The organism is Mucilaginibacter sp., assembly GCF_965200995.1.
GTDB lineage: Bacteria > Bacteroidota > Bacteroidia > Sphingobacteriales > Sphingobacteriaceae > Mucilaginibacter.
This window is the reverse complement of sequence record NZ_OZ241743.1, coordinates 2,079,533-2,104,981: the sequence shown is the minus strand read 5'-3', so window position 1 is coordinate 2,104,981 and position 25,449 is coordinate 2,079,533. Positions and strand designations below refer to the sequence as shown.

The following is a 25,449-nucleotide window of genomic DNA, read 5'->3' as shown; positions in this document are numbered from 1 at the left end:
ACAAAAACCTGTTAGCGTTCACGGGTGTTCACAGGTGTTCACACCACCGTGAACGTGAACACCTGAACGCTGAGGCTATGATTGTGGCGCTGCCTGAAACGCTGACGGCAAGCAGCAATGCACATTAACTTTTATTGACAACGCATACCTTACCCTTCGTAAACAAACTTATACCCCACGCCCCTAACGGTTTGCAGGTACTGCGGTGAATCGGGGTTGTGCTCAATTTTTTTACGCAGGCGCACAATGTGCATGTCCAGGGTACGGGTGTTTACATCGGCATTGTAGCCCCATACTTCCATCATCAGCTCCTCGCGGTTAATTACCTGGTTACGGTTTTTCAGAAAGTACAATAAAATGCGGTTCTCCAGTATGGTAAGCTCAATCTTACGGTCGTTCTTAATCAGTACGTGCGTATTGGGATGGTGCTCCATGCCATGGAAACGGTACACTTCCGATTTGTTATCCGTGCTCAGCGAGAACTTGATCTTATTATCAATCATCGCCACCAGCACATCCATATTAAAGGGTTTGGTAATGTAATCAGACACGCCAAAGTTGTAAGCCTCTATTTTATCTACATCCTGCGCTTTAGCCGTCATCATAATCACCAGCTTATCAAAGCCTTTATTACGGATGGCGGTACATACCTCCGAGCCCTGTTTGCCGGGCAGCATCCAGTCCAGCAACACAATATCCGGGTCGCTCGACAGTATCATCTTTTCGGCGGCTTCCCCATCAGCCGCTTCCAATACTTTGTAACCTTCGCTTTCCAGGCGCTCTGCTACCAGAAAACGCAGGTTCTCATCATCTTCAACTAAAGCAATCTTTATTTCCTTATTCATAATTTAGTTTTCGTAGGGCAGGGTTACTATAAATTCAGAGCCTTCGTTCACTTTACTTTTTACGGTAATGTCCCCGTTCATAAAGTTAACCAGTTCTTTACAAAATGCCAAACCTAAACCCACACTGCCATTCTGGTTATATTTATTCTGAATGCGGTAAAATTTCTTAAACACATTATCCAGTTCATCTTTAGGAATACCAATACCTTTATCGGTAAAAGTAAACACAATATGTTTACGCTCATGCACCGCCTCAATGGTTAATTCCTGGCGTTCCAAAGGTGAATATTTATAAGCATTTTCAATCAGGTTCTGAAACAAGCTACCCAGCAGCACCGGGTCAGTATCAAAATTCAGCGCAGGGTCCACATTATAGTTGAGCTTAAAGTTTGGATACTTTATCCTAAAGGTTTCAATGTAATTTTTTACAAATACTTCAGCTTGTACCCGTTCCCTCTTCAGTGTAATGGATTTATTTTCAATCTGCGTAAACGAGAGCAGCTTGTTCATCAGTTCGTTCAGCTTGTCCGCTTCTTCATCCAGAATACGGCCATAATGCTTGCGCTGCCGCTCGGTAAGCTCCCCCTCCCCTTTCAGGTTGGAGCCGGCAATTTTAATCACACTTACCGGGGTTTTAAATTCATGAGTGAAATTGTTGATAAAATCATACTGTAGTTTAAACAGCTTGAGGTTTACATTCAGGTTGCGGTTAATCAGCCAGCCTATAAGCACTAAAAATGTGTATATCAGTATAATAACAGAACCGGCAGGTGTAAACCTGCGGTTGGTTTCACTATTGAGGTAAGATTTAGGCGACCGGAAATACAGCTTATAATCAGAAAACGCACCGGGGAAAGCTATTTCACTGCGTATCACGTCGTCATCATCATCATTCAGCGGGTCATAAACCACCGGCTGTATTGATATTTCGCGGTAAAGCTCCGGGTGGTTATTTTTAACCTGCAGCGCTTTTGCATCCAGCAAAAATGCGATCATGTTTTGCTTGTAAAAGGCGCCCGGCCCTGCGTTTTGCTGTAGCTGCTTGTAAATTTTAATATCCTGACGCCTTGGAATATTAAGGTAACTGATTTTTGACGGCTTAACATCATAAAATATCGTATACTGCTCATCCTGGTCGGGTATGCGCGAAGTGTCGGCAGTTTCTATAAAGTTACTGAACTTGTCTGCCATAAGCTCAAAATCCGGGTCGGCGCGCTTATAGCTGATGTGCGAAGAACTAACAATGCCTCGTACGGGCAAATACTGGTACAGGGCGTTCACCTTAATTTGCAGATTGTTTTTTTTCTCTGCATCCTTCCCTCCGCTAATATTGATATCATAAAAGCGAATACGCTTCACGAAAGAATAATCCCTGAAAACGGAGATTGCGTAATTACCTGCAGAGGCTGAATCCAGAAACCCCTGGTAAGAAGTAACCTCGGGTATTTTATTCTGAAAAAAATCGTTATAGGGCTTCAGCGTTTGCTCCAGTACATCAATACGCCTGGTGGCAAACTCGTTTTCTACATATTTTTTGTTCAGGTTATAAGCTACAATCAAGGCTGCCACCAGCGCAACGGTAATCAGCACCATAAAGATGATGATGAGCGAGATATTTTTGCGGAACAGGTGATTTTGCGGCTGCATAATCTGTGCAGATTATGGTTTAACCTTCATATTTTTTTCCAGAAACTGCTCAATCTGCGTGTACATCTGGGTACGGTTATGCTCACTTTTAAAGTAGCCGCGCTCGTTTTCCTTTAACACGTAAGTAACCGGGGCTTTGTTCTGTTTACGCAATTCGCGGTAAAACTGGTTCAGTTCACTGATATTGGCACGCGGGTCTTTAGCGCCCTGAAAGATAAGCAGCGGGGTGCGTATCTTATCGGCATGAAATACGGGGGAAATATTACGCAACTGGGTGGCATCCGTTTCGGGGTTACCTACCATCTCATACATCATTTGTAAATAAGGCTTAAAAAATGGCGGCGCATCCTTAATATAAGTAAAAAAGTTGATCAGGCCGTTTTGCACTATGGCACAATTATACATTCCCTGATGGTTGGCAATACCATGAAGTGCGCAAAAGCCACCGAAGCCGCTTCCCATAATAGCAACTTTTTTAGGGTTGGCAATTTTTTTGGTAATCAGCCATTGTACACCGTCGGTAATATCCTGCTGTATGCGGCCGCCCACCTGCTTAAAACCTGCACTGTGAAACGCTTTACCATAACCCGATGAGCCCCGGTAGTTAACCTGAAACACGGCATAACCCCGGTTTGCTAAAAACTGCACCTCGGCATTATATCCCCAGTTGTTACGCCCCCAGGCATCATTGTGCGGCATTACCACCACCGGCAGGTTATTGGCCTTTATGTTGCGTGGCAGGGTAAGATAGCCTCTGATCAGCAAACCGTCGCCGGCCTTGAAGGATACCGGCTTCATGACGCATAATTCGGTTGCCGAAAGCGAAGCGTTAACATCGCCAAGCGGTGTTAACTTTTTCGCCTCATTATTGTACAGGTAATAACTGCCGGGGTTGCGGTCATTATAAGCGTTGATGATAAAATTATGCCCGGCGGTATCCCGGTCAACCAGGCGAATAATCATATCGCTATTCAGCCCTTTTTTAATGTTATTATAAATGTCTTCTGTTCCGGCATCCAGAAAGTGCTTGGCAGGCTTTACATCTTCCCATGCCACATATTCGAGCGTGCCCCGGTGCTTGCCATAGCTCACCTCCTGTATATCGGCATCAGTGGCAGCATAAATAAACTTACTCTCCTTGCCGGTGGCCGCATCAATTTGCACCAGCGCCGTTTTATCGCGGTTTACATTTGATAATGCATAAAAATGCTTGCTGCTCCCGGTAAAGGGTACCGGCTCCACAGAATTTTTGAAGTTATTTCTGATGATGGGCTTAAAGGGCTGATTTTCTTCGGCCCTGAACAAAATGGTTTCATCCACCCCATCTGATGATTTTGCCAACCGTATCTTACCATCTGCATCCGGAAACCATTCGGTAATATTACCCGGATTTTGCTGGTAGAGTTCCAGTGTACCTGTTTTGATATTTAAGCGGTAAATATCAAACGTACCCGGGTTACGCTTATTCATCACAATGGTAATCATATCCGGCTGATGCTTATCGAGGTTCAGCAGCCTTACCCGCAGCTTCTCCTGTGCCAGCAGGCTGTGTACTTTCAGGCTGGTTACATCCAGCGCATACATACGGTATTCATCCTGCGCAATACGGTCCTGGCTAAATACCAGCTGGTTATTATAGGCCCAAAAGTAATCGCGTACCGAATAATCTGTAAACGAGGTAGCCATGCGCTCGCTGCCGTCGGCCAATGATTTTATAAACAGGTTTTGCTTTTCCTTATAGGGTTTCAGATAAGAGATATACCTGCCATCAGGCGAAATTTTAAAGAAGCTCTTATCCGGCGTTTTAAAAAAGTAACGTACAGGTATATGTTCTGCCGCTTTTTGCCGGCAGGCGCACATACACCCTAATGCCAATAGCAGCAGTAATCCCCTGAAACGTTGAAAAATAGTAAAGTGCAATTCTCCCGGAGTTGAATAAAATTTAAACTTAAATAATTTCTGCTGATGCGGGTTTAATGTCACTATAATTTTACCCGTATACTTCGTTATATAAGTATCAATTTTGGGGTAGGTAACCCTTGTTATATTAAGTATTTTTGAGGGACATGAGGTTCAGTATCATTGTGATTATAACTTTACTGCATATCGGCGCAGCCATGGCACAGGTTACCGATTTGCAGCTGGCCCAGCAGTATCTGAATAATGCAGAACCGCAAAAGGCAGCGGATGTTTACCAAAAGCTGTTTAGCCAAAACAACGAGGCCTATTACCGCTATTATACCGATGCCCTGCTGAACCTGAAGAATTACACCGAGGCCGACCGCATTACCCGGCAAATGCAGCAAAGCCACCCGCAGGACGAGCAGTACCCGGTGATGCTTACGCAGATTTATATACGGCAGGGCAACCTTGCCAGGGCTGATGAAGTGAGTAAAAGCCTGATTAAAGAATTACCGGCCGATAAAGGCCGCATAGCCGGCCTGGCTATGCAATTTTACCAGGCAGAAAATGCAGATGCCGCCATTAAGGCCTTTCTGCAGGGGCGCAGGTTATTACATGATAATCAACTTTTCGGGATGGAACTCATCAGCCTCTACCGGTACAAACGGGATAAGGTTGCGCTTACCGAAGAATATTTAAACTACCTGCCTGATAATCCGGGCTACTTAAACCAGGCCGAAGGCACCCTGACTGCGCTGTATGACAGCCCTGCCGATTATGATCAGTTCAGATTAAAGCTAACAAAGCTGCTGCAAAAAGATCCGCAGCAAGTGGTGTATAACCGTTTGCTGATCTGGCAGTATTTACAGCAGAAGCAATACCGCCAGGCATTGGAGCAAACCATGGCTTTAAGCCGGTTACTCAAAGAGGATGGCAGCCGGGTATATGATTTAAGCCGCACCCTTGCCGACAACGATGCCTATAATGAAGCTATAACGGGCTACCAGTATGTGGTTGATTTAGGCAGTACCAACAATGAATTGTACCTGCCTGCTAAAATAGATTTGATTACTACCAGGAATCAGAAGATCACTTCAGGAAAGTATACCGAGGCAGATTTGCTGGGGCTGGAGAAAGACTATCAGGCACTGATCACTGAATTTGGCACCAATAGCCGTACCGCCTTTGCCATGGAGAAACTGGCCAGGCTGCAAGCTTTTAAGTTACACAAGCCTGCTGCAGCCCGGCTTTTGCTGCAGCAGGCGGTACAAATTAACGGCATCAGGCCTGAGCTATTGGCTGTCTGTAAACTTGACCTCGGCGATACAGAGCTGATATTGTGGCAGCCGTGGGAGGCCACCTTGTTGTACAGCCAGGTAACCGCTAATAATACAGGCACCGCCATAGCACAGGAAGCGCAATACCGCAATGCCCGGCTGGCATATTATACCGGCGATTTTAAGTGGGCCAAGTCGCAACTGGATGCTTTAAAGGCGGCCACCTCGCAGCTGATTGCCAATGATGCACTTAACCTTTCATTACTCATCAGTGATAACCTGGCGGCCGATACCAGCGGTGCTACCCTGAAAATTTACGCACGTGCAGACTTGCTTATTTTTAAAGAAGAGCCCAACCGGGCGTTAAACACGCTGGATAGTATTACCGTCCGCTATCCCAACAATAGTTTAAGTGATGATATACTCATGGCAAAAGCCAGGGTTTATCTGCAACTCAAGGATTTTTCTGCTGCCGTACAACCGTTAAAAGCTATTGTAGCCTCGCACCCATCCGGTTTGTGGGCCGATGATGCAACGTTTATGTTAGGCGATTTGTACGAACACAATTTAAACGATAAAACCCAGGCTAAAGGGTACTACGAAAAAATCATCACTAACTATCCGGGCAGTTTATGGATTGGCGAGGCCCGCAAACGCTTCAGAATATTAAGGGGCGACCAGCCGGCGGATAGTCCGTCATAATTTATATTTTTGCATTGTATGATTATTTACAACGAAACCTTTGTAGTAAACCCCGAAGTGCATGAAGAATGGCTGAGCTGGATCAAGCAAAACCATATCCCCTCGGCGCTGGCTACCGGGCTTTTTAACGCTTATAAGATACTTACGGTAATTAATTCGCCTAATGAGGGCATCACTTACTGTGTGCAGTTTACTACCGATGCCATTGAAAAATACACGCAGTTTAACGAGCAGCACTTAGACCGCCTGCACATTATACACAACCAGCAGTTTGAAAACCAGTTTGTGCTGTTCAACAGCTTAATGCAGCAACTGGAAGAAGCCACCGCATGAAAGTTACCACCACCGCTATAGAAGGGCTGCTCATCATTGAGCCCCGTATTTTTCCGGACGACCGGGGCTTCTTTTTTGAAAGTTATAACAAAGGTAAATACCAGGAGGCCGGTATTGATGCCGACTTCGTGCAGGACAACCAGTCCGTATCTCAAAAAGGGGCGGTAAGAGGGTTACATGCACAGGCGCCGCCCTTTGCACAGGGCAAACTGGTACGCGTACTGCAAGGCCGTGTGCTGGATGTAGCGGTAGACATCCGCAAAAACTCTGCTACCTATGGCCTGCATGTTGCTGTTGAATTGTCTGCCGAAAACAATCTGCAATTCTGGATGCCACCGGGTTTTGTACATGGCTTTGCCGTATTGGAAGATGATACTATTTTTTCTTATAAGGTAACCAACTTTTATGATAAGGCATCAGAGATTGGCGTATTATGGAATGATCCTTCACTGGGCATTGGCTGGGGCATTGACGACAGGCAGACGCTGATTTCGGCCAAAGACGAAATATTACCCGCTTTTAAAGACTTTATAAGTCCTTTTTAAGCCGGTTTTAACGATTTTGGCATACGGCCATGTAAAAGATAGTGGGCCCATTTTTCGTTCCCGTTATTGCGGGCGTTGGCTGACGCCTGATGCCAGTTGTAAGCGCACAACACCTGCTCAATGCTGACCGCCTCTCCATCTACACTTACAATGGCATACTTAGCATGGGGCGACATCGACTCCATAGCAAAATAATGCTCGCCGTTACCCAAGTAAGCCGGTAAGCCTACACTGCCCGGGTTAAGAATAACTTTGTCATTTGACAGGTAGATAACCCGGTTAACATGCGAATGCCCGCATAAGATAATACGCTCTTTGATAGGGGCAGTTCGTTTTATCAGTTCTTCATCGGGGTATACAAATACGCCTTCAGGCTTTACCTGTTCCAGCAGGTAATCATCATCGCTTACGGGCGTACCGTGGCAGGCAAAAAAGACACCATCGCAGGTAGCAGTGCCGGGCAGTGTTTGAAGCCATTGCTTTGAAGTTGAAGATAATTCGCTCTGCACTCTTTCCATCCCCTCTTTATCAGCATTTTCCAATATCTCACGGTCGGTGTTGCCACTGATACAAAGCATCGGGTTTTCACGTAAAATTTGCGCCACACTTTCAGGCTCTAATGCACCAAAGAAATGATCACCAAGATTAATGATAGTATCTATGTTACGTGCCTTGATGTCTTTCAGCACGGCCAGCAAAGCCAGCGAGTTACCATGAATATCTGAAATAATAGCGTATTGCTTTCTCATCGTTTATTACCTATAACATATATGATTATTGCCCTTACTTACACCATGTAATTAACATATACTTGCGAAGAACGAAGCAATGACGTACATCTTTCGGCACATTGTAACAACTATAACAAAAAAGCTCCTGCATGGTGCAGGAGCTTTGTGTTTTAATATATTTTAGCGCCTACTTTGTTGAGATCAGGTTATACAATTCATCCAGTTTAGGACTTAGTACAATCTCAATGCGGCGGTTGCGCGAACGGGCAGCATCGGTATTACTGGTATCAATAGGCTGATACTGGCCTTTGCCGGTAGCTGTAAGGCGTGTAGGGTTTATCTTCTGTATTTCGGTTAAATAGCGGGTTACCGAGGTAGCACGCAGTACGCTCAAATCCCAGTTATCTTTTATCTGCCCGAGGTTTACCACCCGCTTATCATCAGTGTGCCCTTCTACCGAAATATTAATATCCGGTTCCTTGTTTAAAACAGCAGCCAGTTGCTGCAAAGCCTGTTTACCCTTTTCATCAATAACAATACTACCCGAAGGGAACAGCAATTTGTCGGTTAGTGATACATATACCTTTCCGTTGCGGATATCCACACTCAGGCCACTGTTTTGGAAGCCCAATAAGGCCTGCTGCAATTTATCGCGCAGGGCGTTGGTAGCTTCATCGCGTTTACGTAACAGGTTTTCTACCTCGCGTAAGCGGGCCTCACGCTGCTTTAAATCGCCGGAAAGCTGGTTTACCTGTGTTGAGGTAGCGCTATAATCGCGGTTTAGCGCATTATATTTTCCTTGCAAATCAGCAATTTGCCGGTGTAACCTGGCAGTATCAGCCTGTAAGCCGGCCAGCTGGGTTTCCAGGTTGGTGGTGCGGTTTTGCAAAGAATCGCGGCTGGATAGCAAAGTGTTATACTTTTTGGTAGATACGCATGAGTGCATCAGTATGCAGGTAGCAGCGGCTAATAAGAGCAATTTTATTTTCATAAACTGTGTGAATTAAGTTACACTATGGCGTTGGTTAAAAACTCATTGAGCGGATAAATGTGGCTGCAAATTTCTGCTACATGTGCTACAGCATTTTTATGGCCTAACTCTTTATCTTTAAGCTCATGCAGGGCGGCAAAGCTTTTCAGCTTTAACAGCTCAATATTTTCATTGTCCTGTTCATAACCTTTTGGCAGTGTTTTTAGTTTTTCCTGCGCTGTGAAATCACCAAACAACTTGCTGAACTGCGGGGCATTAACAATACGGGTAAGGCCGGCAGCATTGTAATCAATCTCCTGCCTGATGGCTTTCAGCTCCTCAGCTTGCGGCATCCAGTAACCGCCTGCTATAAAAGAAGCCCCGGGTTCAATCTGTAAAAAATAGCCTACGCCTTCTGTAGCATTGCCGGTGCGGAGGCGGCCTATCGACATGTTGGTTTTGTAAGGCGTTTTATCCTTACTGAACCGTACGTCACGGTAAATGCGCAGTACACATTTGCGGGCATCCTTTTGCACATCAATATTGGCATCAAACTTACTTAATGCCTTAACAAGCTCTCCTGCAAAATCAACAACGTTCTGATGGGCGGCTTCGTAACGGCCTTTTTGGGTTTGAAACCACTCCCGGTTGTTGTTACCGGCCAAGTCCTTTAAAAAGCTAAACGTTTCGGGCTGTATCATCCGTATCCAGGTAAGGTTGATAATGTACTTTGGGCGACAGCCAATATAACAACAATATCCTGGCGTAACGGTAATTGAAAGGCGCCAGCAACAAACAGCCCCCTAATACCACCCCCAGGTACAGCCAGGGCGAATCCATGTTGTGTGTAAGCACATAAGTAGCCACTGCCAGGGTAACCGATTGAGCCACGTTAAGGGCGTAGCTTACATACATGGCGGCATAAAAATAACCGGGTTCTATTTCAAAATGTAAACCGCAGTGCGGGCAGTTCTCGTTCATGCCATTATTACCAATCTCATACATTCCTCCGTAAAACATGTTTCCCCGGCGGCACCTCGGGCATTTGCCCTGAAGTATAGCTTGTGTTTTGGATGTTTTAGACATAGCGATAATCTGGATATGAACTGATGGAACCTGCGCTTAATTCAAATGCAGCTTTTCATCGCGCATTTTTAACTCTACATCTTTACGGCGGTATTTTTTATACCAGATGTAGCCTACCGCGGCAACGGCCAGGTAAGGTGCAGCCAGCAAATACATAATGCCATTGTTTAAACCATTGGCCGTGGTATTGCCGTTCTTGGTACCGGCTTCGGCTGTGGCCGAACACATGGCGCATTGTGCCTTAACCTGCGTTACGGCTAATCCGCTTACAGCAAACAGCACACAGCAAACAAATATTCTTACTATTTTCATGAGTTAAGTTAATGATTAAAATTTATAAAAGGGCGATATCATCAGGTATACGATTACGCCTGTAACAGTTACATACAACCATACCGGATAAGACCACCTTACCAGCTTTTTATGCCTGGTAATCTGCATCTGTAAGCCATAGTAAAAGCTCAATAATATTAACGGTAAAACAACTGCTGCCAGTATAATGTGTGTAAGCAATATAAAAAAGTAGATGTAGCGTACACTTCCTGCAATGGCCTTTTCCTGGTCTGAAACGATCAGGTTATGGTCGAGATCGCCGTACCTGGTTTCCGTTCCCAGCCAGTGAAACAAAATGTAAGACACCAAAAACAGGGATGACAGCAGAAACGCAGTTATATTCAGTCGCTTATGTATGGTAACATTCCCCCTGGTAATAAAATACAGCGAAAGCAATAAAAGTACACTGCAACTGCCGTTTAAAATGGCATTAAGCTTTGGCAAAAAGTAAAGCAACGCGGGCGAAACAGCAGGGGCAGGTATAATTTTACTATATAAAATTACCACCACTAAAAAAACAAATACGGAAACCGCAGCTATAAAGCGAAAAATCAATTTATCTGTCATATATCTAATCAGGCTTACATATCGGGCGCCTTAATTTTGCGCAGCTCTTCAGCTATCTGCACTTTCAGCTCATCATTCAGGCGCCTTACTTCGGCAATGGAGCCGCCGGTATAATAGCCGCGTATGCGGTTCTCGGCATCTATTAAAATCATCTGATTGCTGAAATTAAACTCGTTACTGCCGGTTTGCGCCGCATTTACTAAAAAGCCCTGCCGGGCAAGTTTGTATACCTGTGCCGTATCGCCGGTTAAAAACCGCCACTTGGCGGCATCCACATGGTAACGGGCGGCAAAATGCTTCAGCGTTCCGGCATCATCGTGCTGAGGGTTTACGGTAACTGAGGCAAAGTATACCAGCTTATTTTTAGCATAATTTTGTACCAGGCTGTCCATGTAATTACAAACCCTTATGCAGGAAGCCGGGCACTGCGTATAAAAAAAGTTAACTACCGTTATACGCCCCTTAAAGCTGCCGCTGCTAACTGCATTACCGTTCTGATCCAGTAAACTAACCTCGGGTAATTTGTGGTAAATGGTATCGGCAATGTACTTGCCATGAAAAGTATGCCCGGTTTTAGCTACTATCTTTGGCCCGAAAAAAGGAAGCGGCTTGTACCTGTTTTTGCCGCCAACAGTTAGTAAATAATATAAAAATCCCGGCAATATGAGTATAATTGCCAGGATTGTGAGTTCTTTTAATCCGAATTTTTGCCTGTGCATTATCCGCGCATATCCAGCCAATGGTGGCTTTCATTGGTAAGTACCAGTATCAGGCCGATTATAAAAATGATCGGTATAAGGATAACATAAGCCATGCCTACCTTTTCAAACTTCAGGTGCATAAAATAAGCCACGATGTAAAAGGCCTTAAATAGTGTTAGTACAATATAAACCGGATTAGCCATGTTAATTGGCAGTATGTGCCGGGGTACAAGCAGCAGTGCAATAATAAATTCAACCGTAGTTATTGCTACCAGTATCCAGAATACTCTCCATATTCTTTTTTTGTTCATCGTATCATGCTCGGCATGATCTTCTGGTATATTATGTGTATCTGTTGACATATGAATCTGTATTAAAAAATCAAACCAAATAAAAGAAGGTAAATACAAACACCCAAACCAAATCTACAAAGTGCCAGTACAAGCCTACTTTCTCTACCATCAGGTAACTGCCGCGCTTATCGTAGGTGCCAACCAGTGTATTAATTAGTATGATAATCAGAATTACAATACCGCTGAATACATGGAAACCATGAAAACCTGTGATGGTAAAAAATAGATTGGCAAACTGCTGCGCCGAGGTTGGCCCTACCGTTCCGTTAAAATATTCATGCAGCGCTTCATGCTTTGGAATACTGCCCCACCAGAAACCATCATGGTGCAGGTGTGTCCATTCCAATGCCTGGCAGCCCAAGAACATGATACCTAATATTATAGTTAAAACCAGCCACCTTATAACTTCTTTACGTGAGCCGCGATGACCTGCTTCTACACCCAATACCATGAAAACAGAACTCATAATGAGAATAAAGGTCATGATACCTACAAACACCAATGGTGCACCATTTTCTAACAGGCCCGGTACGGATTGGAATATTTTATCTGCCGCAGGCCAGGTGTTTGCACTGAACCGCAATGCGCCGTAGGCGATTAGCAAGGATGAAAAGGTAAAGGCATCCGATAACAGGAAAAACCACATCATCATTTTACCGTATTCAACCGAAAACGGCGACCGCCCGCCCGACCAGGGGGTGGTTCTTACTTCATCTACCTGTGATACTGCTGTTGTACTCATTTGTACTTGTTATAGGAGTTATTAATGTTGGTTCAAAAGTAAAAAAACATAAAGATAAATCCATACCAAATCCACAAAATGCCAAAATATTGAGGCCATTTCCATGCGGTACAGATTTATTACCTGCGGCGTTTTACCGTAAGTACTGCTCAGGCTTATAACCAGTAACACCAAGCCTGCCAGAATGTGTAGCAGGTGCATGCCCGAAAACACATAAATAAAGGACTGCGTTGCATTAGGGTTTACAAAATACACCTGCATACGGTAGGCAAGCGTATACCAGGCAAATACCTGTAGTATGCAAAAAGCAATTCCCAGCACCAGGCTTATCCATAAATACTGTTGCTGCCGTGCAAACTGCAGGCCTTTAGCCGCCTTTGAAGCCAGCATCATGGTGATACTGCTGATGATAATTACCGCTGTGCTGTACATAAACACGTCGGGCAGCTTTATCTGCATGGCATGGCCTTTGCCGCCGCTGTACACAATAAATGCGCTGGTAAGCGCGGCAAACAGCATAAAGGATACAAAAACGAATACCCACATGTTAAACCGCTTGGGCGTAAGGTCGAACTTATCTCTGTCTTGTTGTAAGTAAGCCATTTTATTACTTTCCTGTAAAATCAAATAAAAACATCAACTGCACAATGGGCAGGTAAATAAACGAGCCAAACATTAATTGCCGTGCCGACTCGATACTGAGCGCGCGCAGCATTACCAATGCCTGGTATAAAAATATAACGCTGCATACCAGAGATATTGCACCTACATAATAACCACCATAATGGTATATAGTTGGCAATAAACTTACGGGTACCAAAACCAGCGTAAAAATAAAGGTGATTACAGCGCTGATACGGTCGCGCTTGCCGGTAGGCAACAGCCTGAAACCGGCCAGCTTATAATCATCATCCAGCACCCAGGCAATGGCCCAGAAATGCGGGAACTGCCATACAAACTGGATGAGGAACAAAATCAAGGCGATCTCATCGATACGGCCATACGCAGCCACATACCCGATAAGCGGCGGCAATGCGCCGGGAATAGCGCCTACAAACACTGATATGGGCGATTTTTGCTTTAGCGGCGTATAGGCAAAGGCATACAGCACAATGGCAAATATGGAAAGGTAGCCGGTAAGCAAATTTAAGTTACCTAACAAGTACGTTCCGGCCAGCCCCATACCCAGGCTTAAAATAAGCGCCTGCCCGTTGGTCATGCGGCCTGACGGCAGCGGCCGGTCGGCGGTGCGCTTCATCAGCCGGTCTAAATCCTTCTCTATAATTTCGTTAAAGCCGTTTGCTGCCCCGGTAATTAAAAAGCCGCCGATAATCAGCTTTACCCAATCTGCCCAGTGAATCACACCATTTACCTTACTGCCGATTAAAAACGATATAGAGGCCGAAAACACCACCAAAAAAGTAAGCCTGAACTTAATCAGCTTTATAAAATCCTTCATCGCCTCACTACCTCCACGTTTACCGATTTATATAAATTTAACAGCAGATAAACCTGCGCACCAAACATCAGGCTGGCCAGCAGGATGTGTACCGCCTGAGCTGCCGGCGGCAAGGCCAGGTACGAAAGCGCAACACCGGTTCCTATCTGCAGTATGATCAGCAAAAAGATGATACTCATCAGCTGCTGCTGCAGCGAATGGCGGTTGAAGTAACGGCGTACCAGAAAGTACAGCAGTACATTAGCTACCAGCACCAGCAATGCAGTATCCCTGTGGTGCGGAAACACCGGCCCTGTACTGTTTACCCATCGCTCGCGGTACTGCTGCTCAAAATGGCCGGCTACTGCGTCTACCTGCTCACGCACTTCGGTACCCAGTGTTATTTGTATCACACTTATAACAACGGCTATAACGGCAATCATGTATAACCATTTGGGTATACTTGTATTAAGCTTACCCATAGTTTTGGATAAGTGGTAAGTTGTAATGCTGATGGCAACTATGGCCAGGGCCAGCAACATGTGTACGGTAACAATCCACGCTACTAAATTTGTAGATACCACAATGGAGCCTAACCATCCCTGGAAACCCACCAGAAGCAAATTAAAGATGCTGAGTGCCGGTATCAGGTTCACCTGACCGAAAAACTTAAAAGAATAAAATGTTGTAATTAACAGAAACAGGCCAGACAGTGCACCAAGTAAACGGTTGATATACTCTGTCCAGGTACGGGCGGCGTTAAAATCTTCCGGTATCAGTACAGACTGGTCATTCCTTAACCGGCTGGCCAGGTCACTGTAGCCAAACACATCCAGCGTTTTAGCAAAGCGCTCATTTTTTTTTGCCCGGCCAGTTACATACGTTTGCTTATAATCCTTTGGAAGTTCGGCCACATCTGTAGGGGGTATATAGCGGCCAAAGCATTTGGGCCAGTCCGGGCAACCCATGCCCGAACCGGTACTTCGTACCACGCCACCTGCCAGAATAAGTACAAAAAGCAATATAACAGTGCCCAGGTTTACCTGCTGAAATCGTCTTTTTGCGGTGTTATCAATCATTTATCGCGTTGTATCCTAAAAATTTAGGGTACCTGCATCAGAAACGATTTTCTGCCGCAGATACCCTAAATAATTGGCAAAACCAGTTATTACTTTACTTCCTGTTCATTGGTAGGATGCTCCTGGTGCATGGCTAACCCGGCAGCATGATCTTCAAAATCATGAGGAAGATTGGAATTTAATGTTTGAGAATACGGTGTTGTTTGCGGAATAAAATCCTCATCGTGTCCGGGCTTACTGTAATCATACGGCCAGCGGTACACAGTCGGTATTTCGCCTGGCCAGTTACCGTGTAAGTGCTCAACAGGCGTAGTCCATTCCAGCGTAGTGGAATTCCAGGGGTTCTGGGTGGTTTTCTTACCGAAGAAAATGGAGTATACAAAGTTGAACAGGAAAGCCAGCTGCGCTACCGCCGCCATAATGGCCGACCATGTTATAAATACGTTTACAGATACCCAACGCTTTAACGGCTCAATTTCGGTAAAGGAATAGTAACGGCGGGGTACGCCATCCAGGCCCATAAAGTGCATCGGGAAGAATACCAGATACGCGCCGATAAAGGTGAGCCAGAAGTGCAGGTAACCCAATTTGCTATCCATGTGGCGGCCATACATTTTAGGGAACCAGTGGTACACACCGGCCAACATCCCGAATATTGCGGCTGAACCCATTACCAGGTGAAAGTGTGCAACCACAAAGTAAGTATCGTGCAGGTTGATATCCAAAGCCGCGTTACCCAGATAAATACCTGTTAAGCCACCGGAGATAAAGAAAGACACAAAACCGATAGAGAACAGCATAGCCGGTGTAAACTGAATATTACCGCGCCAAAGCGTAGCCAGCCAGTTAAAGGTTTTTACCGCCGATGGTACCGCAATGATCAGCGTGGTGATCATAAACACCCCGCCTAAGAACGGATTCATCCCCGTTACAAACATGTGGTGCCCCCATACAATGAATGAGAGTACAGTAATACCAATCAATGAGTATACCATGGCATGGTAACCGAAGATAGGCTTACGTGAGTTGGTAGCCATTACTTCTGATACCAGACCCATCGCCGGCATAATTACAATATATACCTCAGGGTGCCCCAAAAACCAGAACAAGTGCTGGAACAGAATCGGGCTGCCGCCTTCAAAGTTCATTACCTGGCCTTGTACTACAATGTCTGATAAGTAGAAGCTGGTACCAAAGCTGCGGTCAAATACCAGTAACACAACACCCGCAATCAATACCGGGAAAGCTAACAAACCCAACACGGCGGTTAAGAAGAATGCCCAGATGGTCAACGGCATTTTCCACAGGTCCATACCTTTGGTACGCATGTTCAGTATGGTGCTAATGTAATTGATACCGCCCATCAGCTGCGAAGCGATGAACAGCGTCATACTCACCAGCCACAGTGTCATACCTGTACCAGAGCCCGGCATTGCCTTGGGTAATGCAGATAACGGCGGGTAAATGGTCCATCCCGGGCCGGCAGGGCCTTTTTCTACAAAGAAGGAAGCCAGCATGATTACGCTTGAAGTAAAGAAGAACCAGTACGACAGCATATTCATGAAAGGCGAAGCCATATCGCGGGCGCCTAACTGATAAGGGATAAGCAAGTTACTGAAAGTACCGCTCAAACCGGCAGTTAACACGAAGAACACCATGATGGTACCGTGTATGGTAACCAACGACAGGTAAAAGTTAGCATCCAGCCTTCCGCCCGGTGCCCATTTGCCTAAAATAGTTTCCAGCAGTGGAAATGATTTTTCGGGATAGGCTAACTGAATACGGAACATGATGGAAAGCAGCATGGCAATAACCGCCATAATGATACCGGTAACCAAAAACTGCCTTGCGATCATTTTATGATCCTGGCTGAATACGTACTTGGTTATAAAGCTTTCCTTATGATGTCCGTGATCATGATCATGATGATGAACCTCGTGATCCTGAGCTATAAGTGTTGACGACATATGTTAAAAATCTTGTATTAGTTATTTAATGCTAATCTTACCTGTTCTTGCGAAGGCTGCGGGTTGATACCGGCAAACTTCAGCTCCTTCTTCAACTGATCAGTTAAATATGGCTTTTGATGTGCTAACCAGGTTTGGTATTCTTCCTGCGTTACCACCCTTACCAGCTTTTGCATATTGTAATGGCTGCCGCCGCATATCTTATTGCAGTATAAATGATAATCAAAGGTTTGATCATCCAGATCCCTGCGCATTTCGTCGGTAGTTTTGGTAGGCGTAAACTTAAAATAGGTTGGCAACCCAGGTACGGCATTAATCTGCACCCTGAAGTTCGGCATATACACACTATGTATTACATCCTGTGCGATAATGTTTAAACGTACAGATTTGCCTTTAGGTATCACCAGGGTATCTGCATGCAAATCATCAAAGCTGTTGCGGTCTTTATAATTTACTCCCAACACGTTAGTGCCGCTAACCAGTTTATAATCCTTCAACCCCAGCTTGCCATCATGGCCCGGATAGCGGATCTCCCAGGCAAACTGATGCCCTGTTAGATCTACCTGCAACGAAGCCGGCTCGCCTTTGGCATCAACCGTATTGGTGATCTGCCTCCAGGTAAGAAAACCGAATACCACCAGTATGGTAAGTACAATTGCCGGAGCAATGGTCCAGATTTTTTCAATGGTATTGTTATGGGGTACATAGGATGCCTTGCGGTTGTCCTGATGACGGTAACGGTAAGCAAAACCAAATAGTAAGATCTGTGTGGCAAAAAACACAATAACCGTAATGCCAAAAGTAGTCCAGAACATGGTATCCAGTGTAGCGCCGTGCACAGAGGATGCTGCAGGCAAAATCATGCTGCCTTGTACACTAAATGAGTAATAAACGCCTACCAGGCCCAGCACTAAAAACACAACAAAACAGATACCCATTATCTTGTTCCAGTCTGTTCCCTTCTTGCCCTGTATCTGTAAGGTTAAATCATATACCTTCAGTATTTTACCTACTATGCCAATAATTACACCGGCCAGCACAATCAATACTGTATAATAAGCAACGGTAGTCCACATGCCTGCCGTTTGCGCTGACAGGTCACCACCCGACGTAGCCGTAGCGTTTGAACTGGCAGCCTGTGCCATCAGCAAGGTTGAACTTGCCATAAACGCAGTTAGCAGGGTAAAAAACTTAGCCAAACTTTTATTTATTCTCAATCCCATTTTTATACCTGTTTTTGATAGTATTTGGTGGTGCAAAGGTAATAATTATTAAATGTGGTGGTGCAGACTTTCCTCCAAAAACGGATGCTTTTTAGGCACCAGCGAGTCAAATTTACTTAGCGTATTCAGCATCAGGAAAACAAATAATCCTGCAAAACCTAAAAATATACAAATCTCTTCAACGCCGAACCCTCTACCTTCCGGGCCAACTGTTCCGGGCATGATCATCAGATAATAATCAAGCCAGTGTCCCAGAATTATTACGATGGAAGCAATCTTCATACGGCTGAACATCCGCTTTGCATCGCGCGACATCAGCAATAGTAGCGGCGCCAAAAAGTTAATTACAATATTTAACCAGAATAGCCATTTAAATTCGGGTTCCCAGCGTTTGTAGAAATACACGCTCTCCTCAGGTATGTTACTGTACCAGGTTAGAAAGAACTGACTGAACCACAGGTAAGTCCAGAATATTGAAAACCCGAACATCAGCTTACCCAAATCATGCAGGTGGTTGGAGTTTACCCATTGTGCATAACCCTTCTCACGCAGCCATATCAAGGTAAGTGCAATAGCAGATAACCCGGTTACATGCATAGCAGACAAGTTGTACCAGCCAAACATGGTTGAAAACCAGTGCGCTTCAAGTGACATGATTACTGCAAAAGCAAACAGTGGGAACGTAAAACCAAGTACAACTAAAAATATTACTGAATACTTAAAACTCTTGTTATAGTAAAACATGCCGCCGCGGCTATCCTCGCTAACAGAGGCATTTACCAGCATCCGGCCTAAAATGCTGTAAGCGCCTAAAAACGCCACCAGCATCAGAAAAAATGTGCCCCGGTTCAAAAACGCCGATTTACCAGCGATTATCGCATCAAAATTGGCGCTGCCTTTAGTGGTTAAACCCGCAGTGGCCCAATGCCCGTACAAAAATGGTTCAGTTACTGTTTTACCATCTTCTACGTAAGTATGGGTAATCAACAGTCCGGCTGCAGCAATTGCAATAAGTATGATAGACGCAACAGGTAATATTTTGGCAAAAGCCTGGGGCACGCGTATTATAGATGCAGACCAGCCGGATTGAGATACATACTGTATGGCGCAAAAGAAGATACCGCATATACAAATACATGCAAAGTAATAGCTCATCAGCAACAAATTTGAAAATGTGCGTTCAGCATGTGCACCACCTTTATATAAGAATCCAAACAGAATACCTAAAACACCTAATGCAATACACATAAGGCTGATGCTTTTAGTTCTTCCCCCAAACTCAAATCTCTCTTCTATACTATGATTATGAGTACTCATTAATGTAAAATTTTATAAAGTTTGTAAATGGTGAACATACATAATCACCTTCCAGCGCTCCTCGGGCGACAGCTGCGAAGCGTATGAGCCCATGGCATTCACCCCGTAGGTGAGGGTATGGAATATCTTACCGTCAGTGAGATCTTTCATGGCGCCGCCGCGGGAGGACTGGCCCTTGGAGTAAGATGGCGGCGGCGGATAGCCATGCTGCACTACTTCACCGTTGCCCTGCCCTTCAGGCCCGTGGCAGGGAGAGCACATGTGCATGAACAGTACCTTACCCTCGGCATAAACAGCCGGCGTGTTTTTAAGCGGGTTTTTTACCGCAAGGCTGGCCTGCTCATATCCGTCACGTGTGTTGGGATAAGAAAAGCGGGTAAAACCTATCGGAACGGTACCGGGGGGCGGCAACTGCGAAGTTTTGCCATCCCTGAAGTTAGGGTTCTTCTGGTCATACTCAAAAGCAATATGCTCATACATATTCGGAGCGTACTGCCAGCCAGTGCTTCTTTTATCTTTACAGGAAGTAAATACAAGGGTGGCGGCAATGGTAACTGCCATCGCACCTAATATTTTACTTTTATTCATAGCTAACATATTTTCTGTCGTTATGCTTAATTTCTACAGCACCGGCATCTTTCAAGATCCGGCTGATATCATCATGAGGTATGTTTCCCTTAGCGTTAATCGCAATTACAAAGCGGTCATCAGTTGCACGTAAATCCATCACCCGCGGTGCACGGCCAGGAAACAAATGCGTGGCTGCATAAAAAGTAAATACCATACCAAAAGCAGTGAACAAAATAGTCCACTCAAAGGTAAACGGTACAAAATTGGGCATGGCAAAGTTGGGCTTACCGCCAATGTTCATCGGCCAGTCATGTACCAAAGTATAATATAAGATGCTGAATATTACACATGCGCCTAAACAACCGAAGCAAAATGCGGCATAGCCTAAGCGAGACTCTTTTACGCCCAATTTATCTTCAATACCGTGTATAGGCATTGGTGTATATACATCGTAGATCGGAACGCTGTTCTTTTTCAGCTGATCAATCCCGTGCATCATTTCATCGGGATCATCAAATAAGCCTAATATAAATTTTGTGCTGCTCATGTTTTTTACTTTTCGTAGTCAGACATTTCTACGCTATCGAACTTCACTAACGATTGTTTATACTCTTCTACCTGTTCAGGATCAAGCTGATGGTGGGCCATCAGCGCTTTCTTGGATTGTTCACTCGACGTTTTAACCAGCAGTTTCACCTCGGCTATGGCGATTGAAGGCAGTACCCTTATAAATAGCAGGAACAAAGTAAAGAACACGCCTATCGAACCCACAAACACACTTACATCAACCCATGATGGATAAAACATAGCCCAGCTTGAAGGCAGGTAGTCGCGGTGTAATGAAACCACAATAATCACAAAACGCTCGAACCACATACCGATATTCACGATAATTGATAGTACCCATGATAACTGAATGTTTGTTCTGACTTTCTTGAACCACATCAGTTGGGTCATGCCAATATTACAGCCATACATCATACAGCCTGCCCACCAGTAAGGCCCGATGAACCTGTTCAGGAACGTATACTGCTCTCCTTCCACGCCTGAGTAATAGGCAATAAAAAATTCCGTCATGTAAGCAACACCTACAATGTTACCAGTAAGCAGAATAACCTTATTCATCGACTCGATGTGGAACATGGTAATGTAGTTTTCCAGACCTAATACCTTACGGGTGACCAAAAGCAGGGTTTGCACCATGGCGAAACCCGAGAAGATAGCGCCCGCTACGAAGTAGGGCGGGAAGATAGTAGTGTGCCAGCCCGGCTCCAGCGAGGTTGCAAAGTCAAAAGATACAATGGTGTGCACCGAAAGTACAAGCGGGGTAGAGATACCGGCCAAAATTAATGACACCGTTTCGAAACGCTGCCAGGTTTTTACAGAGCCGGTCCAGCCGAAGGATAATACGGAATAGATGCGGCGGCGTAAACCAATGGCGCGGTCGCGGATGCTGGCGATATCCGGTAACAAACCGGTATACCAGAATACCAGGGATACCGAGAAGTAGGTGGAGATGGCAAACACGTCCATCATCAGGGCCGAGTTCCAGTTTACCCACAACGAGCCGTACTGGTTAGGCAATGGTAAAGTATAGTAGGCTAACCACGGGCGGCCCATGTGGCCTAAAATGTAGGTAGCTGCACAAATAACCGCGAAGATGGTCATCGCCTCGGCAGAGCGGTTGATGGAATTACGCCAGTTTTGGCGGAAGATGAGCAGTACGGCCGAGATAAGCGTACCGGCGTGGCCGATACCTACCCACCATACAAAACCGGTAATGTCCCAGGCCCAGCCCACGGTTTTGTTCAACCCCCAGGAGCCTACACCGAACCAAAAGGTCCAGCTGATGGCGAACAGCCATAGGAGCGCACCCAAGCTGGCTACGGTAAAACCGATCCACCAGGCTTTATTGGGCATATTTTCTACAGGGTTGAGTACCTCGTTGGTAATTTGCGCGTAAGTGATGTCCCTACCCGTAATTAACGGTTCCCTGATTATTGATTCACTGTGAGATGCCATAGTTTAATCTCTGTTATAAATTTAAGCCTCAGTAGTTTCAGTTGTTCTGTTTCTAACTTTCGCCTGGTAGCCGATACCTGGTTTTACGTCCAGTTCTTCCAGTACATAATAGGTACGCTCACTCTTCAGTGCCTTTGATACTTCTGAGTTCGGGTCCATTGCATTACCAAATACGATGGCATTGGCAGGGCAGGTTTGCTGGCAGGCTACCTTGATTTCGCCATCCTTTACCGGGCGTTTTTCCATTTTTGCCTTCAGCTTACCGGCCTGTATACGCTGCGCGCACATCGAGCATTTTTCCATTACCCCACGGAAACGGGTGGTTACGTCCGGGTTCAGTACCAGTTCGGTATAGTCGTTCTGTAGGTAATTCTCAAAGCGTGAATCGTTCCAGTAGTTGAACCAGTTGAAACGGCGCACTTTGTACGGACAGTTGTTGGCGCAGTAACGGGTACCTACGCAACGGTTATAGGTCATCTGGTTTAACCCTTCAGACGAGTGGGTGGTAGCCAGTACCGGGCACACGGTTTCGCAAGGTGCATGATCACAGTGCTGGCACAGCATCGGCTGGTAAACTACCGATACGTTATCGTAGTTGGTTAACTTATCAATCTGCTTCTCGCGGGTAACTTCTTCGTTATTGTTTTCACCGTTAAAAGAGTAGTAACGGTCGATACGGATCCAGTGCATTTCGCGGCGGCGGCGCACTTCATCGCGGCCTACTACCGGTACGTTATTTTCAGCGCTGCAGGCAACCACACAAGCACCGCAACCGGTACAGGCGTTCAGATCGATAGCCATTACCCAGTTGTAACCGGTGTGCTGGTAGTCGTTCCACAAATCGTAGGTCTTCTTATCTTCCTCGCCTTCCTTCATGGCTTTTGAAGGGCTGGCCAAAAACTCTTTAAGCGTAGTTTCCTTGATGATACTATCGCGGCCTTCGTAAGAGTGGTGCGTTTGGGTTTGTGCAAACTCAATACGCTCCAAACCTGCCGATTTAATATCAGCGGCCACGGCACACTGGAAAGTACCGTTGCGGAAGCTCATGAACGGGTAAGCATTTTGCCCTACGCCATCGCCTACCTTACCGGATTTGCTGCGGCCGTAACCTACAGCTACCGAAATGGTATTTTGCGCCTGACCAGGCTGCAATAGCACCGGCAGGTTTACCGAGTAACCGTTAGCGGTTATGGTGATGATATCGCCCTGCTCATAACCCAGCTTTTTGGCTGTGGTGATGGACATGGCCGCAAAGTTGTCCCAGGTTACCTTTGATACCGGCTCGGGCAGTTCCTGCAGCCACGGGTTATTGGCGTGGCGGCCGTCCTTTACGGTGCCGTTTTCGTAAACCTGCAATTCTATTTTGTTGCCTTGTGCCAGATCATTGCTGTGGGTCAATATGGTTTGTGCTACCGCACTTAAATCATGGCTGAAGGTGTAAGCGCCTTTAGGTTTATCGGCCAGTTTTACCACACCGTTTTGCAGCAACTTTTCCCAGCCTGCTTCGCCGGGGGTGCCGGCTTGCGTTAATACCGTATTCCAGGTGTTGCGTACAAATGTATAATAATCCTTAACCGGTGCGTTGGCCCAGTTCAGCAAGCTTTCCTCGGCAATGCGGGTATTATATACTTTATTAATGGTAGGCTGAATAATAGTATAGTAGCCTTCTACCGCGTTTTCATCGCCCCAGCTTTCCAGGTAATGGCTGGCTGGCGCTACTATGTTACACAGCGAAGCGGTTTCGTCATTATAATCAGCAAATGAAACGCGTAAACGTACTTTTTTCAGTGCATCGGTCAGTTCCTTGCTTTTATAATAGCTGTAAACCGGGTTAGCGCCCATGAAGAATACGGCATCAACCTCTCCCCTTTTCAGCTCGTTTACAAATTCTACAAATTCTGCATCGTTACCGGCAAATTTCCTAACCGGGTTGTCCAGATCAATGGTAGTACCGTAACTGCCTAATAAAGAGTTGATGGCGTTTACCAGCACCTGGCAGGCCACATCATTTGAACCGGATACCACCAGTGCACGGCCGCGGGCGGCTGCCAGTTCTTTGGCCGCTAAAATAACGGCGTTATCAATTACCGTACTGATTTTCTTAGAACCTGGCAAGGTGGTATTGGCTACCGCATTGTACAGGTTGATCAGCGCGATACCTTCCTCAGATGGTTTTAACGGAACACGCACATCGGCGTTGCTGCCGGTAATGCTCATGCCGCTCTCAAACTGGATATGGCGCGACATCTTTTTGCCTTCAATCGCCTCGTTCTTGCGGTTTGCTACATACTGGCGCATTTGCTCGGCCTGCAGTAACCACGAACCCAGAAAATCAGCGCCGAAGCTTACAATCACATCCGCATTATCAAAACGGTAATGCGGTATTACTGCCTTACCAAAACTATTCTGGTTGGCCTGGATGATACCGGTGTAAGATACCGGCTCGTAGTTTATCACCTTACTGTTAGGGTAGGCCGCCGTAAACTGCGCTAATACGCCTAAAGTTGAGGGACTATGTATAGATGATGCAATAACGCGGATCTTTTTACCGCCTGCCTTTATTGCTGTCAGTTCGCCTTTTACAAAACTGTCAACACCGGCCCATCCGGCATCGCCGCCATCCTGCATAGGGCCTTTCAGCCGGTTAGCATCATACAGGTTTAACACCGAAGCCTGCACCTGCGCGGTTACACCGCCCCGGCCCAGTATGTCGGCCGGGTTACCTTCTACCTTAATAGGGCGGCCTTCGCGGGTTTTTACCAGAATGGCATACCCCTCGTGGCTTGACACATAATAGTTGGAAACACCGGGAGTAACCTCCTCGGGCTTTATCAGGTAAGGGATAGATTTATATACCGGGGCTTTCTGGCAGGCGGCCAGTGAAACGGCGCCGATACCAAAGCCTACGGTTTTCAGGAAGTTACGGCGCGGGGTTTTACCCATCAGGCCGTTACCGCTCAACACCTCTTCTATAGGCACAGGTTCGGCAAACTCATGCTTGCTAAGTTCAACAAACTCCGGCGTGCTGTTCAGTTCTTCTAAACCCTTCCAGTATTTTTTATTGCTTTCCATTTAAGCTATATAAACTGTAATTGCTAA

General features: G+C 45.7%; 25 protein-coding genes. 3 read left to right on the top strand and 22 right to left on the bottom strand.

What is annotated here, in order from left to right; all coding sequences use genetic code 11:
• Positions 1-149: 149 nt before the first annotated feature.
• From ACY652_RS09930 to ACY652_RS09920, 3 genes are read right to left on the bottom strand one after another with little or no spacing between them, the layout of a single operon-like run.
• Complete coding sequence (locus ACY652_RS09930) at positions 150-845, bottom strand: response regulator transcription factor (RefSeq protein WP_462264216.1); 696 nt, start codon at positions 843-845, stop codon at positions 150-152.
• Between the two features lie 3 nt (positions 846-848).
• Positions 849-2,492: a sensor histidine kinase gene (locus tag ACY652_RS09925; RefSeq protein ID WP_462264215.1), complete on the bottom strand. Its 1,644-nt coding sequence runs from the start codon at positions 2,490-2,492 to the stop codon at positions 849-851.
• Positions 2,493-2,504: 12 nt separating this feature from the next.
• The gene (locus ACY652_RS09920) at positions 2,505-4,412 is read right to left on the bottom strand and encodes a S9 family peptidase (protein WP_462264214.1); all 1,908 of its coding nucleotides are present in this window, start codon (positions 4,410-4,412) and stop codon (positions 2,505-2,507) included.
• A gap of 146 nt (positions 4,413-4,558) precedes the next feature.
• Between ACY652_RS09920 and ACY652_RS09915 the strand changes: the two genes are divergently transcribed.
• From ACY652_RS09915 to rfbC, 3 genes are read left to right on the top strand one after another with little or no spacing between them, the layout of a single operon-like run.
• Positions 4,559-6,373 (top strand): tetratricopeptide repeat protein, encoded by a 1,815-nt coding sequence (locus tag ACY652_RS09915; RefSeq protein ID WP_462264213.1) that lies wholly within the window; start codon positions 4,559-4,561, stop codon positions 6,371-6,373.
• Between the two features lie 18 nt (positions 6,374-6,391).
• The gene (locus tag ACY652_RS09910) at positions 6,392-6,706 is read left to right on the top strand and encodes a DUF4286 family protein (protein WP_462264211.1); all 315 of its coding nucleotides are present in this window, start codon (positions 6,392-6,394) and stop codon (positions 6,704-6,706) included.
• On the top strand, positions 6,703-7,251 hold the full coding sequence (gene rfbC / locus ACY652_RS09905) for a dTDP-4-dehydrorhamnose 3,5-epimerase (RefSeq protein ID WP_462264209.1): 549 nt from the start codon (positions 6,703-6,705) through the stop codon (positions 7,249-7,251). The genes ACY652_RS09910 and rfbC overlap by 4 nt, the downstream gene beginning before the upstream one ends.
• Here rfbC and ACY652_RS09900 read toward each other — a convergent pair.
• From ACY652_RS09900 to ACY652_RS09810, 19 genes are all read right to left on the bottom strand, one after another.
• Complete coding sequence (locus tag ACY652_RS09900) at positions 7,248-8,000, bottom strand: metallophosphoesterase family protein (protein ID WP_462264207.1); 753 nt, start codon at positions 7,998-8,000, stop codon at positions 7,248-7,250. The two genes, rfbC and ACY652_RS09900, sit on opposite strands and share 4 nt — an antisense overlap.
• A 169-nt stretch (positions 8,001-8,169) precedes the next feature.
• Positions 8,170-8,973, bottom strand: a complete 804-nt coding sequence (locus ACY652_RS09895) for an OmpA family protein (protein WP_462264205.1) — start codon at positions 8,971-8,973, stop codon at positions 8,170-8,172.
• A 17-nt stretch (positions 8,974-8,990) separates the two neighbouring features.
• Complete coding sequence (locus ACY652_RS09890; RefSeq protein ID WP_462264203.1) at positions 8,991-9,653, bottom strand: DUF2461 domain-containing protein; 663 nt, start codon at positions 9,651-9,653, stop codon at positions 8,991-8,993.
• The gene (locus ACY652_RS09885) at positions 9,631-10,038 is read right to left on the bottom strand and encodes a DUF983 domain-containing protein (protein ID WP_462264201.1); all 408 of its coding nucleotides are present in this window, start codon (positions 10,036-10,038) and stop codon (positions 9,631-9,633) included. Before ACY652_RS09885 ends, ACY652_RS09890 begins: the two co-directional genes overlap by 23 nt.
• Positions 10,039-10,074: 36 nt before the next feature.
• On the bottom strand, positions 10,075-10,350 hold the full coding sequence (locus tag ACY652_RS09880; protein WP_462264199.1) for a hypothetical protein: 276 nt from the start codon (positions 10,348-10,350) through the stop codon (positions 10,075-10,077).
• 15 nt (positions 10,351-10,365) lie between these two features.
• A complete protein-coding gene (locus ACY652_RS09875) occupies positions 10,366-10,938 on the bottom strand; it encodes a DUF420 domain-containing protein (protein ID WP_462264198.1) in 573 nt (190 codons plus the stop codon).
• 14 nt (positions 10,939-10,952) lie between these two features.
• Complete coding sequence (locus ACY652_RS09870; RefSeq protein WP_462264196.1) at positions 10,953-11,600, bottom strand: SCO family protein; 648 nt, start codon at positions 11,598-11,600, stop codon at positions 10,953-10,955.
• A gap of 56 nt (positions 11,601-11,656) precedes the next feature.
• Complete coding sequence (locus tag ACY652_RS09865) at positions 11,657-12,001, bottom strand: cytochrome C oxidase subunit IV family protein (RefSeq protein WP_462264194.1); 345 nt, start codon at positions 11,999-12,001, stop codon at positions 11,657-11,659.
• Positions 12,002-12,020: 19 nt separating this feature from the next.
• On the bottom strand, positions 12,021-12,734 hold the full coding sequence (locus tag ACY652_RS09860) for a cytochrome c oxidase subunit 3 (RefSeq protein ID WP_462264192.1): 714 nt from the start codon (positions 12,732-12,734) through the stop codon (positions 12,021-12,023).
• 21 nt (positions 12,735-12,755) lie between these two features.
• Positions 12,756-13,337, bottom strand: coding sequence for a cytochrome c oxidase subunit 3 (locus ACY652_RS09855; RefSeq protein ID WP_462264190.1), 582 nt, complete (start codon positions 13,335-13,337; stop codon positions 12,756-12,758).
• Between the two features lie 4 nt (positions 13,338-13,341).
• Positions 13,342-14,193 (bottom strand): heme o synthase, encoded by an 852-nt coding sequence (gene cyoE, locus ACY652_RS09850; RefSeq protein ID WP_462264188.1) that lies wholly within the window; start codon positions 14,191-14,193, stop codon positions 13,342-13,344.
• The gene (locus ACY652_RS09845) at positions 14,190-15,251 is read right to left on the bottom strand and encodes a COX15/CtaA family protein (protein WP_462264186.1); all 1,062 of its coding nucleotides are present in this window, start codon (positions 15,249-15,251) and stop codon (positions 14,190-14,192) included. The genes cyoE and ACY652_RS09845 overlap by 4 nt, the downstream gene beginning before the upstream one ends.
• A gap of 89 nt (positions 15,252-15,340) precedes the next feature.
• Complete coding sequence (locus ACY652_RS09840) at positions 15,341-17,218, bottom strand: cytochrome c oxidase subunit I (protein WP_462264184.1); 1,878 nt, start codon at positions 17,216-17,218, stop codon at positions 15,341-15,343.
• Positions 17,219-17,235: 17 nt separating this feature from the next.
• A complete protein-coding gene (locus ACY652_RS09835; RefSeq protein WP_462264182.1) occupies positions 17,236-18,384 on the bottom strand; it encodes a cytochrome c oxidase subunit II in 1,149 nt (382 codons plus the stop codon).
• A 105-nt stretch (positions 18,385-18,489) separates the two neighbouring features.
• Positions 18,490-19,689: a quinol:cytochrome C oxidoreductase gene (locus tag ACY652_RS09830; RefSeq protein WP_462264180.1), complete on the bottom strand. Its 1,200-nt coding sequence runs from the start codon at positions 19,687-19,689 to the stop codon at positions 18,490-18,492.
• 81 nt (positions 19,690-19,770) lie between these two features.
• Positions 19,771-20,346, bottom strand: a complete 576-nt coding sequence (locus ACY652_RS09825) for a c-type cytochrome (protein WP_462264178.1) — start codon at positions 20,344-20,346, stop codon at positions 19,771-19,773.
• Positions 20,339-20,875 carry a DUF3341 domain-containing protein gene (locus ACY652_RS09820; RefSeq protein ID WP_462264176.1) on the bottom strand — a complete coding sequence of 179 codons (537 nt, stop codon included), beginning with the start codon at positions 20,873-20,875 and terminating at the stop codon, positions 20,339-20,341. Before ACY652_RS09820 ends, ACY652_RS09825 begins: the two co-directional genes overlap by 8 nt.
• A 5-nt stretch (positions 20,876-20,880) precedes the next feature.
• On the bottom strand, positions 20,881-22,350 hold the full coding sequence (gene nrfD / locus ACY652_RS09815) for an NrfD/PsrC family molybdoenzyme membrane anchor subunit (protein ID WP_462264174.1): 1,470 nt from the start codon (positions 22,348-22,350) through the stop codon (positions 20,881-20,883).
• A gap of 21 nt (positions 22,351-22,371) precedes the next feature.
• Complete coding sequence (locus ACY652_RS09810) at positions 22,372-25,422, bottom strand: TAT-variant-translocated molybdopterin oxidoreductase (protein ID WP_462264172.1); 3,051 nt, start codon at positions 25,420-25,422, stop codon at positions 22,372-22,374.
• Between the last annotated feature and the right edge of the window lie 27 nt (positions 25,423-25,449).